The sequence below is a fragment of the Halotalea alkalilenta genome (genome assembly GCF_001648175.1).
GTDB classification, from domain to species: Bacteria; Pseudomonadota; Gammaproteobacteria; order Pseudomonadales; family Halomonadaceae; genus Halotalea; species Halotalea alkalilenta_A.
This window is the reverse complement of record NZ_CP015243.1, coordinates 3,258,590-3,271,862: the sequence shown is the minus strand read 5'-3', so window position 1 is coordinate 3,271,862 and position 13,273 is coordinate 3,258,590. Positions and strand designations below refer to the sequence as shown.

Below are 13,273 nucleotides of genomic sequence, written 5' to 3'. Positions count from 1 at the left end.
TTTCGCCGCAGTGTATCAAGCTTCGGGCGCCTCACGCTCGGTCGATCCCGCGCAGCCGCGCATCGAGCTCGCCCAGGCGTTCGGGGGTGCCGACGTCGAGCCATTCTCCGCGATGGAGCACCCCGCCGACGCGGTCGTCGCTGATCGCCTGGCGCAAAGGTTCGACCAGCTTGCGCTTCTCGCCCGGCGCCAGTGCGGCGCAGAGCTCGGGGTCGATCAGTGCGATGCCCGCGTAGACCCGTTTCGGCTCGCCCTCGAGGCGTAGCCGCCCGGTCCCGGTGAGGTGGAAGTCGCCGCTGGGATGGTGCGCCGCTTCGGGGATCATCACCAATCGAGCCAGGTCGCGCTCGAGCGGGGCGGTCAGGCGCTCGAGCGGAAAATCGCTCCATACGTCGCCGTTGACCAGCAAAAACGGTGCGTCACCGAGCAGGCCAAGTGCCTGGCGGATGCCGCCGGCGGTCTCCAACGGTTCTGGCTCGACGCTCCAGCGGATATCGACCCCGAGCGCCGTGCCATCGCCGAGCCTGTCGATCAGCCGCTCGGCGAGATAGGAGACGTTGATCACCAGCTCCGTCACCCCAATCCGGCGCAGCCGCTCGATCTGGTGCACGATCAGGGGTTTGCCGCCGGCTTCTAGTAGCGGTTTGGGACAGTCGTCAGTGAGTGGGGCCATCCGGCTGCCGCGACCGGCGGCGAGGATCATCGCCCTCATTGCGCCGCCCCCGCCATCGCATCGAGCTGCGCCCGCATACGCGGCTCGAACTCGCCGTCCAGCCACTCATCGAAGGCGCGCCAGAGCGGTGCATCCGCGCCGCCGGCTGAGGTCAGCTCTCCCATGGCCTGGCGCAGGTGGGCGAAGAAGTGGCGCTGATGGCCGAGCAGATAGCCGGGTTTGCCGTCGCGCTGCGCCAGCCTGCAGAACAGGCCCAGCACCTTGATCGAACGCTGGGCGCTGGCCTCGGCGATCCAGCAGAGATGGCGCTCGGTCGAGCGTTCGGCGCTGAGCCCCGCTTCCAGCGCCAGGGCCTGGTGGGTGGCGAACCACGCATGCTGTCGCGCGATCGGCCAAGGCGGGTTGCGATCGCGCAGCAGCGAGGCGGGATCATAGCCGAGCGGGCCGGCCCAGGCGCCCTGGAAGTCGATCACTGCCAGTTCGTCGTCGGTACCGACCAGCAGGTTCCCGGGGTGATAGTCGCGATGGGTGGTGAGCCTTGGCTGATCGAGCAGACGCTGGATCAGTCGCTCGCACACCGCGGTGAAGCAGGCGGGCGCTGCGATCCCCAGCCAGCGGGTCAGTGCCCATTCGGGAAACAGCCCCAGCTCGAAGGCGAGTCGGCGGCGATCGTAAGGTGGCAGTGCCGCGCTGGGCTGGGAGGCGATGCGCACCGACAGTGCCATCGCATCATCGATCAGTGCGTCCTGGACCGCTGGGGCGGCGTCGTTCAGGCGGCGGCGCAGCAGGGTGTCGCCGAGATCGTCGAGCTCGAGAAAGCCGCGCGACAGGTCTGCCGCATGGATACCAGGCACCGGCAGGCCGGCGCTGGCCCAAGCCAGCGCAATGGCGACGAAGGAGCGGCTCGGCTCGTGCTCGGGAGGCGCATCCATGACCACCCGGGTGCCGCCCGGCTGCGGCAGTCGCAGGCGAAAGTAGCGGCGGAAGCTGGCATCGTCTGCGATCGATTCGAGCACCAGCCGAGCCGCATCGAGGCTGTGGCGATGCGCGAGCCATTGCCTCAGCGCGGACAAACGGGCAGTCATCGATACTCCTGGAGGAATGGGTGGAGAAGGGTGCGGCGATGGCGTGGGCCGCTCCTGGACGCTTGCGCTTCAGGTTGACGCTATCGGTTCGTCACCGCATGCTAGGCGCATTTCACGGGCGCTCGCGACCGCGTCGTCAATGGCCAGGGAAGATGACTTCGCGACGCGTCCGCGTCAAGGCGCGCTGCGCCTTGACGAAAATTTGGACTCCAAGAGCAAGGACACCAAGCACCATGGCCCAGCGCACCCTCTGGACCGCCGCCTCGTTGACGAGCCTGTTCTATACGCTGCTGCCCGCAGCGGCTCCAGCGCTGGCGGCGCCCCCCCTTCCGTCGCTGCCGGCCGATCAGCTCGATTGGCATGCCTGGGGGGATGATCGGCCGTCCAATGAACTGTGCAGCGGCTACTATCTGATGCCCGATTACGAGCTCGAGGCGGCGAGCGACCCTGCCCAGGTGCGCGGGCAGTCCGACGATGCGGGCTATGGTCAGGGAGGCATCACCACGCTCACCGGCAATGTGGTGCTGCGCCAGCAGGACCAGCAGCTCCAGGCACGCCAGGCGACGCTCAACGAGGCGCGTGACCGGGTCGCCCTAGAGGGGCCGATCACCTATCGCCAGCCCAACGTACTGGTGCGCGGTGAACAGGGCAGCGTGTCGCTGAATAGCGATGCGGCGGAGATCGAGGGCGCCCACTACGTCTTCCATTCTTCCCATGCGCGCGGCGACGCCAGCCGTGTCGAACGGCTGGCCGATGGTCGCTACCGGATGCGCAACGCGACCTTCACCACTTGTGATCCGCAGAGCAGTCTTTGGAAGCTGCAGGGCAACGAGATCGTGATCAACCGCGAGGAGGGCTACGGCACCGCCAGCGGTACCCGCCTGAGGCTCTATGACGTGCCGGTGTTCTACTGGCCCTGGCTGCGCTTCCCGATCGATGATCGAAGGCTTTCCGGGCTGCTCTATCCGACCGTCGGTTTCAATAGCGATAACGGCTTCGATTACGCCCAGCCGATCTACCTCAATCTGGCGCCCAATTACGACGCCACCATCGTGCCGCGCTACATGTCCGACCGAGGCGTGATGCTGGGAGGGCAGTTCCGCTACCTCTTCGGCACCGACCGGGGCCAGGTGGAGGGTAACTATCTGCCCTCCGACGAGGGTGGTTCGGATGGTCGCAACGATGATTTCTACGATGAAGATCGCTGGTTCTTCAACTATATGCACGATGGCCGCTTCAGCGATCGGCTGACCTACAGCCTGCGCTACGGCGCTGCCAGCGATGGCGACTACTTCGATGATTTCGGCGCCAACTTCGACGAGCAGAATCGCGACAACCTGGAGCGGTTGGCGAATCTCGACTATCGCGGCGATGTCTGGCACCTGCAGGCGAGGGCACGCGGCTACCAGGTGATGGATTATCCGGTGAGCCCGAACGACAAGCCGTTCTACGAGCTGCCGTCGCTCTCCGCCGATGCCCGATGGACACAGTCGAGCGGCACCTATCAGGAGTGGAATTCGAGCGCGACCTATTTCTATCGCGACATCGACGAGAGCCGCCTCAACAACCCGACCGAGACCGCCACCGGTGCCCGACTCAACATCGCGCCGGCGATCGGCTTCCGCCGTGACCCGAGCTGGGGCTTCTTCGAGCCTCGGGCACAGTTGTTCTTGACCCAGTACGATCTCAGCTGGGCGAATCTCTCCGGCAACGACTACGTCGCCCCCGGCGCTACCGACGACTGGGATGAAAGTCCTCATCGCACCATCCCGGTCTACAGCATCGACTCGGGGCTGATCTTCGAGCGTCGTACTTCACTGTTCGGCTCCCGCTGGCGCCAGACCCTGGAGCCGAGGCTCTACTACGCCTACGTGCCGTATCGTGACCAGAGCCAGCTGCCGCAGTTCGACACCGCGCTGCAGGCGCCGTCCTACGCTCAGCTGTGGTCGCCGTTCAGGTTCAACGGCATCGACCGCATCGGCGACGTCAACAAGATCTCCTACGGGGTCAGCTCGCGCTTCCTCGACGATGCGACCGGGCACCAGCGCTTCACCGCCTCGGTCGGCCAGAGCCGCTTCTTCGACGATCGCCGGGTCACCGACGACGATCCGACCAAGTACGACGAGTACCAGAACGTCAACAGCCGCTATGGCTACGATCTGGTGCGCGACTATTCCCCCGCGATCGGCCAGCTGGAGTGGCAGATCAACGATCGGTGGAGTACTCGCTACGCGCTGTTCTACGACACCGAAAACGGTGCCACCGAGCGCAACGAGACCTATGTGAGCTATCGCCACCCGAGCGGCAGCTTGCTCAATCTCGGCTACCGTTGGCAGCGTGAAGGGTTCGACCCCTCTGGTGACGAGGAAGACCGTCTCGGCTACAACCGCAACGAATACGACGTTTCCTTCGCCTGGCGGATGAATGCCTCGATGTCGCTGGTCGGACGCTATCTCTACGATCAGACCAACAGCCGCTCGCTCGAGACCCTCGCCGGCGTGCAGTTCAACGACTGCTGCTATGGCATCGAGATCGCTTGGCGCGAGTACGTCGATGACGACGATACGCTCAACACCATCCGCGACGATGAGACCAAGCGGGGCCTGTTCCTGCGCTTCATCTTCAAGGGACTGGGCGGCGTCGGCCAGAATCCCGACACTTACTTCGAACAAGCGGTCCCTGGCTATCAGCGCGCCCGCTTCTGATCTCCCGGCCCCGGGGCTCGGCGAATCGCCGCCGACCCTGGACAAGCCGGGCCGCAGTTGGGATGCTTGGCGCACTCTCGACGCCCGGGTGCAGAACGCGAGTGCCATCCAGGCTCGCCGGCCCGAGCGCCGAGCGCATAGTGGTGGCTGACCGCGGGCCGGCTCTCGATTCACCTCAAGGTTCAGACGATGATGAAAGGCAAGACAATCGCGTGCGTGCGCCGCTCGCCGATGGCCAAGGCGGTGCTCGCCTCTGTTGGTTTCACCCTGGCTCTAGGACTCACTCCCCTCGCCGAAGCACAGCAGGCCCAGTCCATCGATGGCATCGCCGCGGTGGTCAACCAGGATGCGATCATGCGTGGCGAGCTCGAGCAGCGCATGCGCCAAGTGCGTGATCAGCTGGCCCAGAACGGTGTCCAGCCGCCGAACGAGGATCAGCTGCGCCGCCAAGTGCTCGAGCGGATGATCGTCGAGCAGATCCAGCTCCAGATGGCGAGCCGTGCCAATCTCAGCGTCGATGACAACCAGCTCAACGCCGCGCTGCGCGAGGTGGCCGAGCGCAACCAGATGACGCTCGACCAGTTCGCCGACACCGTGGAGAGCGAGGGGCTCTCGTTCGCCGATGTGCGCGAGCAGATTCGTCGTGAAATGCTGATTTCCCAGGTCCAGCAGGGCAGCGTCGGTAGCCAGGTACGGGTGACCGACGGTGAAGTCGACCAGTATCTGGAGAACGCCAACGCCGCTGCCGGGGTCGAGTACCATATCGCCCATATCCTGGTGCCGCTGCCCGAGAACCCCACCGACGAGCAGGTCGCCGCCGCCCGTGCGCGAATCGATGGCGTGCGTCGGGACGTGCAGGGAGGCCAGGACTTCGCTACCGCGGCGGCCGGTAACTCCTCGGATGGGCAGGCGTTCGAGGGGGGCGACCTGGGCTGGCGCAGCCAAGCGGACATGCCTTCGCTGTTCGCAGGCGTAGTGCCCAACATGACCGTCGGTGACGTCAGCCAGCCGATCCGCAGCGCCAGCGGTTTCCATTTGATCAAGCTGCTCGAGCGCCGCGGCGGCAACCAGACGCCGCAGATCATCGAGCAGTACCAGGCGCGGCACATCCTGATATCCCCCAACCCGATCCGCTCCTCCGAACAGGCGCAGCAGCTCGCGCTCGAGCTGCGCGACAGGATTCTCAATGGCGAGGATTTCGCCGCCCTGGCCCGCGAGTACAGCAACGACCGCGGCACGGCGCTGGCTGGCGGAGAACTTGGCTGGGTCAGCGACCGGGACACGGTGCCCGCCTTCGACGCGGTGCTCAAGAGTGCGCCGCTCGGCGAGCTCTCTCAGCCGGTGCAGACCCAGTACGGATGGCACCTGATCGAGGTCGAGGACCGCCGCCAGCAGGACATCACCGTCCAGACCCAGCGTGAGCAGGCGCGCAGGGCGCTGTTCCAGCGCAAGGCCGAAGACCAGCTCGAGGGCTGGCTGCAGGAAATTCGCGCCGAGGCCTACGTCGACAATCGGCTCTATCCCAACGATCCGGGGATCGGGGCGCTGATGCCGACCTCCCCGGGCGGGCAGCCCTGACTCGCGGGCGACACCGACGCCGTCGCCCGAATGAGGTAAACTCAACGACACCCGCCGATCGGCGGGTGTCGTTTTTTTTCATCCGCCGTGCCCGCGTGGCACGGCGATCAGCTCGATCGGAATCCGTCATGTCCAGACCAGTCCCCGGCGTCGACCCCCTGCCTACCGGTGGGCACCGGGCGCGCAAGCGCTTCGGTCAGAACTTCCTCCGCGACAGCGGGGTGATCTCCCGAATCGTCCGTGCCATTCGTCCGCGTCCCGGCGAGCGCGTGGTGGAGATCGGACCCGGTCAGGGTGCGATCACCGAACTGCTGCTCGATGCGGTCGGCGAGCTCGATGCGATCGAGCTCGACCGTGACCTGGTGCCGGGATTGCGTACCCAGTTCTTCAACTATCCGGGATTTCGCGTCCACCAGGCCGATGCGCTCGCCTTCGACTTCGCGGCGCTGAAGGGGGAGGGGGTGCCGCTGCGGGTGGTCGGCAATCTGCCCTACAACATCTCCACTCCGCTGATCTTCCATCTGCTCGCGGCGCGTGGGTCGATCTTCGACATGCACTTCATGCTGCAAAAAGAGGTGGTCGAGCGGCTTGCCGCTACGCCGGGGTCGGGGCAGTGGGGGCGGCTCTCGGTCATGGCACAGTACCACTGCCGAGTCGAGTCGCTGTTCGTGGTGCCGCCCGAGGCCTTCGTGCCGCGCCCCAAGGTCGACTCGATGATCGTGCGCCTGGTGCCCCATGAGACGCCGCCTCATCCGGTCGACGATGCCGAAGCGCTGGCCGCGCTGGTGCGCCAGTCGTTCTCCCAGCGGCGCAAGACGCTGCGCAACAATCTCAAGGGCTGGCTCGACGCCGATACGCTCACGGAGCTCGGCGTCGATCCCGGACGGCGGCCGGAGACGGTGAGCCTCGAGGAGTTCGTGCGTCTGGCCAACCGCTGGCATCGCGACCGCGGGGAGCCGCCGGCGTGAGCACCTACGTGATCGGCGACCTGCATGGCTGCTGTGACGAGTTCGAAGTGCTGCTTTCTCGGCTCGACTTCCAGACGGGGAGAGATCGTCTGTGGCTGGTCGGTGACCTGGTCAATCGCGGTCCGCGCTCGCTCGCCTGCCTTCGTCTCGCCCGCGACCTGGACGCGCAGGTGGTGCTGGGCAACCACGATCTCCACCTGCTCGCGGTGGCGGCCGGCGCGCAGTCCCTCAAGCGCTCGGATACGCTCGATGAGATCCTCGATGCTCCCGATCGCGACCAACTGCTCGACTGGCTGCGCCGACGTCCTCTGCTGGTCTGCGAGGAGCGTTCGGGGCAGCCGCTTTGCATGGTGCATGCCGGGCTGCCGCCGCAGTGGTCGCTCGACACCGCGCGCCGCTTGGCCTGTGAGGTGGAGGCGGTGCTGCGCGGGCCGCGCTGGATCGAGTTCATGGGTCGGCTCTACGGTAATCAGCCCGCCGGCTTCGATGAGTCCCTGACCGGCTGGGAGCGGCTGCGGGCGATCGTCAACGTCTTCACCCGGATGCGATTCATTACCGAGGGCGGCGTGCTCGATTTCGCCGCCAAGGAGGGGCTCGATGCCGCTCCTCCAGGCTTCATGGCGTGGTTTCAGTATCCTCGAGAGGATAACCTGCGGGTGCTGTTCGGCCACTGGGCGGCGCTCGAAGGCGCTGTGCCAGACGCGCGGATCGCCTGCGAGGCGCTCGATACCGGCTGCGTTTGGGGCCGCTCGCTGACCGCACTGGATCTCGAGAGCGGTAAGCGTATCGCGGTGCCGACCGGCAGCCAGGGTTCCTCGTCCACCCCTCTCTCGGAGTCTCGCCGATGAGTTTTTCCCGTCTCGATATCGCTACCTTGGCAAGCTGGCTCGACGAATCCCGGGCGGTGACCCTGGTCGATATCCGCGACCCGATGAGTTTCGCATCGGGTCATTTGCCTGGCAGCACGCGGCTCGACAATCTCAATCTCGGTGATTTTCTCGACCAGGCCGACAAAGCGGCGGCGCTGGTGGTGATCTGCTATCACGGCAATTCGAGCCAGGGCGCCGCTGGCTGGCTTTCCAGCCAGGGTTTCGCCGAGGTCCACAGTCTCGATGGCGGTTTCACCGCTTGGCAGGCGGAGTATCCCGACCGAGTCGCGTCATGAGTGCGAGCGGTGCGCGTGCCACCGAAGGCCTCGAGGTCTACTTGGTGGGCGGCGCGGTGCGCGATGCACTGCTCGGATATCCCTTCGTCGAGCGCGACTGGGTGGTGGTCGGTGCCACCGTCGATGAGATGATCGCTCGCGGGTTCCGTCCGGTCGGGCGCGATTTTCCGGTGTTCCTCCACCCGGAAACCCACGAGGAGTACGCGCTGGCGCGGACCGAGCGCAAATCCGGCCATGGCTACTCGGGCTTCGTCGTGCATGCCTCGCCCGAGGTGACGCTCGAGCAGGATCTCGAGCGGCGCGACCTGACCATCAACGCGATGGCACGCAGCGCCGACGGCTCTTTGGTCGACCCCTTCGGTGGCGCGCGCGACCTCGCCGCGCGCAGGCTCAGGCATATCGGAGATGCGTTCGCGGAAGATCCGCTGAGGGTGCTGAGGGTCGCGCGCTTCCTCGCCCGCTATGCCCATCTGGGGTTTCATCTCGACGATCGCACCGGCGCGCTGCTGGCCAGCATGGTGGCGCAGGGTGAGCTGGCCCACCTGGTGCCTGAGCGGGTATGGAAGGAGAGCGAGAAGGCGCTCGGTGAACGTACGCCCTCGGCCTACTTCACGCTGCTCGAACGCTGTGGCGCCTTGGCGGTGTGGTTCCCCGAACTCGCCGCTGCAGCCCGGTTGGAAGACGCGCTGGCGCGGCTTGATGCGGTGGTGGCGGGTGGCCTGGAGGCGGTCGAGGATCGCTGGGCCGCACTGGTGTTGGATCTCGATGAAGACGAGCAGGCAAGACTCGCCGAGCGGCTCAAGCTGCCCAACCTTCCCCGTGAGCGGGCGCGGTTGCTGAGCTTCAGCGTTGCTCGTCTGGCTGTCGATTCGAACGCCGAGGCGATGCTCGAGTGGTGCGAGGGAATCGATTTGTGGCGTCGCCCTGATCGGCTCGCGCCGCTGCTGGCCCTGATCGAGCTGGCCGCGCCCGGGCTGCCGCTCGCTCGGCTCGACGAGGCGGCCAGGGCGGCACAGGCGGTCTCGCCACGACAACTGGTGGCCGCAGGGGTCAAGGGGGCGGAAATCGGCGCGCGGCTGCGCGAGGCGCGAGGTGAGGCGATACGCCGCTCGCTGGGCGGTTGAGCGCCAATGCGCTCTAGTCAGGTCTTGAGATCCGGCGACCGCGCCAGCTGAACTCGACCGGCCAGAGCCGCTGTTCGCCAGGGTCGAACTCGCCCCACAGCGTGTCGAATCGCTGTCCAACGCGGGGGTGGCGCAGCGTGGCGAAGCTCTCGCCCAGCGGGCGCAGGACGAAGGCGCTGGTGAGGATTTCACCGCGCGGCAGCTCCACGCCGTCGAAGGTACCGTCCAGGTCGCCGATGCAGAGCAGGTCCAGGTCGAGTCGGCGCGGCCCGTACTTGGGGTCTTCCGGGCGGCGGCCGGTAAGATGCTCGAGCGCCTTGGTCCAGGCCGAAAGCTCCGCTACGCCGATCTCGCTTTCGAATCCTGCGACCAGGTTGTAGAAGTTGTGCCCGCCCCGATAGCCGACCGGCTCGCTTTCGAACACCCTCGATACCTCGAGCGCGCCGAAGCGCTGCTCGAGCGCGTCCAACGCGAGGCAGACGTGGCGCTCGCGCTCCAGGTTGGTGCCGATGCCGATCAGTACCCAGCGAGCCTCGGCCTTCATCGGCCGCTCCACTCACCGCGCTCGATGCGTACGCCGACCGACTGGGCGTTGGCGACCGCTCCGGGTTTGCGCAGGGTGAGGCGGACGCTGTCGATGCCGAAGTCCTCCTTGAGCAGCGTCGCGATCCGCTCGGCGAAGGTTTCGACCAGCTCGAAGTGATGCTTGGTGGCGAAGGTGGTGATCCGTTCGCTGATCGCGGCGTAGTCGAGGGTCTGGGAGAGGTCGTCGCCAGCGGCGGCGGGGCGGATGTCCCAGCCGAGTTCGAGATCGAGCCTCAGGCGCTGGTGGATGCGCTTCTCCCAATCGTAGACGCCGATCACCGCGTCGAACTCGAGTCCTTCGATCAATATCCGATCCATAATCGCTCCTACGAGATGCGTTCTCTGGCGGGGGCGGCGAGGCTCTCGAGCGGCCAGCGGGCGGTGAGCCTGGGCCCTGCGGGGTCGTGTTCGCCGGCGGCCAGGCGCAGAGCGCCAGCATAGGCGATCATCGCGCCGTTGTCGGTGCAGAAGCTGCCGCGAGGATAGAACACCTGCGCGTTCGCCACGCTCTTGCGCAGGCCGGGCTCGAGGCGTTCGCGCAAGCGGCGGTTGGCGCTGACCCCTCCCGCGGCGACCAGGCGGCTGCGGGCGCTGTGCTCGAGCGCGCGCCGACACTTGATGATCAGGGTATCGACCACTGCCTCTTCGAAGGCGCGGGCGACGTCGGCTCGTGCCTGGTCGTCGAGCTCCCCTCCAGCATCTAGCGCGCGCAGCGCGGTCAATGTGTGGGTCTTGAGTCCGGAGAAGCTGAAATCGAGCCCGGGGCGGTCGGTCATCGGCCGTGGGAAGCGCAGACGCGTTGGGTCTCCGCGGTTGGCGAGCTCAGCCACGGCCGGGCCGCCGGGATAGCTCAGGCCGAGCATCTTGGCGACCTTGTCGAAAGCTTCGCCGGCGGCGTCGTCAACCGATTCGCCGAGCAGCCGGTAGTCGCCCAGGGCGGTGACGTCGATCAGCTGGGTATGCCCACCGGAGACCAGCAGCGCGACGAAGGGAAACTCGGGAGGGGAGGGCTCGAGCATCGGCGCGAGCAGATGCCCCTCCATGTGATGCACGCCGAGCACCGGCACTTCGAGCGCGCGGGCGAGACCGTGGGCGGTGGCGGCGCCGACCATCAGCGCACCGATCAGTCCCGGCCCCGCAGTGTAGGCGATCGCGTCGATGCCATCGCGTCCGATGCCGGCCTCGTCGAGTACCTGTTCGATCAGCGGCAGCAGCCGGCGCACATGGTCGCGCGAAGCCAGCTCGGGTACCACGCCGCCGAAGTCGGCATGCATCGCGACCTGGCTGTAGAGGGCGTCCGCGAGCAGTCCCCGCTCGGTGTCGTAGAGCGCCACCCCGGTCTCGTCGCACGAGGTTTCGATGCCGAGCACTCGCATGCTGGTCTCCGCTGTTGGCGTCAAAGCCGGGCATTTTATGCCTTTAGCGGTTAGACGTCTTCCTCTCGATCGCGCAGAATGCGCCGCTTTCTCTCGTCCGGCCTTACGTCCGGGCGCGGCCATTCATCGTTGACTGCCTAGGAACGATTCCATGACCGAGCTCCTCGATACGCTCTCGGGATCGCTTTGGACCTATCTCGCCATTCCCATGCTGGTGCTCAGTGGGCTCTATCTCACTTTCGTCTGCCGGGGCATGCAGATCCGCATGGTCCCCGAAATGTTCCGTGTGCTCGGCGAACGCACCAAAGGGGAGGAGGGCTCGATCTCCTCGTTCAAGGCCTTCACCATCTCCGCCGCCTCGAGGGTGGGCACCGGCAACATTGCAGGCGTCGCAACGGCGATCGCGCTGGGCGGACCCGGCGCGGTGTTCTGGATGTGGATGGTGGCGCTGCTCGGCGGTGCCACGTCGTTCGTCGAGTCCACGCTCGGTCAGCTGTACAAGTCCGGCCGCCTCTACCGCTACCACGGCGGGCCGGCCTACTACATTCAGCGCGCGCTCGGATGGCGCTGGCTTGCGGTGTCGTTCGCGCTGATGATCAGCGTCACCTATGGCCTGGTGTTCAACTCGGTACAGGCCAATTCGATCGTCGATGCGATGCAGGGCTCGTTCGGCGGCCCGCAGGGCAGCGTCGCATTGAGTTGGGCAGTGGGTATTGCGCTGGCACTGCTCACCGCGGTGGTGATCTTCGGCGGGGTGCAGAGCATATCGAAGGTATCGGTAACCGTGGTGCCGGTGATGGCCCTGCTCTATCTCGGCATCGGCACCGTGGTGGTGGCGCTCAACTTCGAGCGGGTGCCCGGTGTGATCGCCGACATCGTCGCCCACGCGTTCGGCTGGCGCGAGATCGCCGGCGGCGGGATGGGTGTCGCGATCATGATGGGGGTACGGCGCGGGCTTTTCTCCAATGAGGCGGGCATGGGGTCGGTGCCCAATGCCAGCGCCACCGCCGCGGTTTCCCACCCGGTCAAGCAAGGCTTGGTCCAGACCCTCGGGGTCTACTTCGACACCCTGGTGATCTGCACCATGACCGCGGTGATCATCCTGCTCGCCGGCCCGGACCATGCCTACGGTGACGCGTCCACCGGCGCCAGCCTGACCCAGTGGGCGCTGGCGCAGCAGTTGGGCGGCTGGGCGGTCCACTATCTGACCTTCGCCATCTTGCTGTTCGCCTTCACCTCGGTGATCGGCAACTACTACTATGGTGAATCCAACATCCAGTACATGTTCGGCGGCGGCATCTGGCTCTTGCTCTTTCGTCTGCTGGTCGTGCTGTTCGTACTGCTCGGCTCGGTGGCGCAGGTCTCGATGGTGTGGGCGATGGCCGATCTGTTCATGCCGCTGCTCGCATTGATCAACCTGGTGGCGATCCTGCCGCTCTCGGGGATCGCGGCGCGCTTGCTGGTCCACTACTTGAAGCAGCGCAGGGCAGGGCTCGAGCCGACTTTCCACCGCGACGACATGCCGGACTTGAAGAATATCGAGTGCTGGGATGGCAGCGATCCGGTCACGCACCGCGACGATCGCGAGGCGCTGCTGGCGCAGGAAAAGGCGAGCTGAGGCCTGATTGCAAAGCTATTGCCTCGCCGCTATAATCTCCGACCTCTGTAACTGGGCCGCGTTCAGGGGGCAAGGCGGCGAGCGCTATTTCAGCCTCGACGTCGAGAGAGTTCCTCTCGGATGCGATCGAAATGAACCGACTTACCCTAAGGTGGTGATCGCTTAATGCCTTCCGTTAAAGTACGTGACAACGAGCCGTTCGACGTCGCTCTGCGTCGCTTCAAGCGCTCTTGCGAAAAAGCTGGTGTTCTTTCCGAAGTTCGCCGTCGCGAGCACTACGAAAAGCCGACTTCTGAGCGCAAGCGCAAAGCAGCGGCTGCCGTGAAGCGTCACGCTAAGAAGCTGCAGCGCGAGCGCAAGCGTTTCGAACGTCTGTATTGATCCGTACCCGGAGCG

The 13,273-nt window shown here is 66.0% G+C and carries 13 protein-coding genes; 8 read left to right on the top strand and 5 right to left on the bottom strand.

Annotated elements, in window-relative coordinates:
• Nucleotides 1-31: 31 nt before the first annotated feature.
• Nucleotides 32-712: an N-acetylmuramate alpha-1-phosphate uridylyltransferase MurU gene (murU, locus tag A5892_RS14625; protein WP_064123418.1), complete on the bottom strand. Its 681-nt coding sequence runs from the start codon at nucleotides 710-712 to the stop codon at nucleotides 32-34.
• The gene (locus A5892_RS14620) at nucleotides 709-1,758 is read right to left on the bottom strand and encodes an aminoglycoside phosphotransferase family protein (RefSeq protein ID WP_064123417.1); all 1,050 of its coding nucleotides are present in this window, start codon (nucleotides 1,756-1,758) and stop codon (nucleotides 709-711) included. Before A5892_RS14620 ends, murU begins: the two co-directional genes overlap by 4 nt.
• A 233-nt stretch (nucleotides 1,759-1,991) precedes the next feature.
• On the opposite strand from A5892_RS14620, the gene A5892_RS14615 reads away from it, so the two are divergent.
• From A5892_RS14615 to A5892_RS14590, 6 genes are all read left to right on the top strand, one after another.
• Nucleotides 1,992-4,463 carry an LPS-assembly protein LptD gene (locus A5892_RS14615; RefSeq protein ID WP_064123416.1) on the top strand — a complete coding sequence of 824 codons (2,472 nt, stop codon included), beginning with the start codon at nucleotides 1,992-1,994 and terminating at the stop codon, nucleotides 4,461-4,463.
• Nucleotides 4,464-4,655: 192 nt separating this feature from the next.
• On the top strand, nucleotides 4,656-6,041 hold the full coding sequence (locus A5892_RS14610; protein WP_190295621.1) for a peptidylprolyl isomerase: 1,386 nt from the start codon (nucleotides 4,656-4,658) through the stop codon (nucleotides 6,039-6,041).
• Nucleotides 6,042-6,169: 128 nt separating this feature from the next.
• Nucleotides 6,170-7,009: a 16S rRNA (adenine(1518)-N(6)/adenine(1519)-N(6))-dimethyltransferase RsmA gene (gene rsmA / locus A5892_RS14605; RefSeq protein WP_064123415.1), complete on the top strand. Its 840-nt coding sequence runs from the start codon at nucleotides 6,170-6,172 to the stop codon at nucleotides 7,007-7,009.
• On the top strand, nucleotides 7,006-7,857 hold the full coding sequence (locus A5892_RS14600; RefSeq protein WP_064123414.1) for a symmetrical bis(5'-nucleosyl)-tetraphosphatase: 852 nt from the start codon (nucleotides 7,006-7,008) through the stop codon (nucleotides 7,855-7,857). The genes rsmA and A5892_RS14600 overlap by 4 nt, the downstream gene beginning before the upstream one ends.
• Nucleotides 7,854-8,174, top strand: coding sequence for a thiosulfate sulfurtransferase GlpE (gene glpE, locus A5892_RS14595; RefSeq protein WP_064123413.1), 321 nt, complete (start codon nucleotides 7,854-7,856; stop codon nucleotides 8,172-8,174). The genes A5892_RS14600 and glpE overlap by 4 nt, the downstream gene beginning before the upstream one ends.
• Nucleotides 8,171-9,298: a polynucleotide adenylyltransferase gene (locus A5892_RS14590; protein WP_064123412.1), complete on the top strand. Its 1,128-nt coding sequence runs from the start codon at nucleotides 8,171-8,173 to the stop codon at nucleotides 9,296-9,298. The genes glpE and A5892_RS14590 overlap by 4 nt, the downstream gene beginning before the upstream one ends.
• Before the next feature lie 13 nt (nucleotides 9,299-9,311).
• Here A5892_RS14590 and folK read toward each other — a convergent pair whose 3' ends face one another.
• From folK to tsaD, 3 genes are read right to left on the bottom strand one after another with little or no spacing between them, the layout of a single operon-like run.
• The gene (folK, locus tag A5892_RS14585) at nucleotides 9,312-9,842 is read right to left on the bottom strand and encodes a 2-amino-4-hydroxy-6-hydroxymethyldihydropteridine diphosphokinase (RefSeq protein WP_064123411.1); all 531 of its coding nucleotides are present in this window, start codon (nucleotides 9,840-9,842) and stop codon (nucleotides 9,312-9,314) included.
• Complete coding sequence (gene folB / locus A5892_RS14580; protein WP_064123410.1) at nucleotides 9,839-10,201, bottom strand: dihydroneopterin aldolase; 363 nt, start codon at nucleotides 10,199-10,201, stop codon at nucleotides 9,839-9,841. Before folB ends, folK begins: the two co-directional genes overlap by 4 nt.
• A gap of 8 nt (nucleotides 10,202-10,209) precedes the next feature.
• The gene (gene tsaD, locus A5892_RS14575) at nucleotides 10,210-11,259 is read right to left on the bottom strand and encodes a tRNA (adenosine(37)-N6)-threonylcarbamoyltransferase complex transferase subunit TsaD (protein ID WP_064123409.1); all 1,050 of its coding nucleotides are present in this window, start codon (nucleotides 11,257-11,259) and stop codon (nucleotides 10,210-10,212) included.
• A gap of 151 nt (nucleotides 11,260-11,410) precedes the next feature.
• Here tsaD and A5892_RS14570 point away from each other — a divergent pair, with 151 nt between their 5' ends.
• Nucleotides 11,411-12,877, top strand: coding sequence for an alanine/glycine:cation symporter family protein (locus A5892_RS14570; protein ID WP_064123408.1), 1,467 nt, complete (start codon nucleotides 11,411-11,413; stop codon nucleotides 12,875-12,877).
• Between the two features lie 165 nt (nucleotides 12,878-13,042).
• Nucleotides 13,043-13,258, top strand: coding sequence for a 30S ribosomal protein S21 (gene rpsU, locus A5892_RS14565; RefSeq protein WP_027351435.1), 216 nt, complete (start codon nucleotides 13,043-13,045; stop codon nucleotides 13,256-13,258).
• The last annotated feature ends 15 nt before the right edge of the window (nucleotides 13,259-13,273 follow it).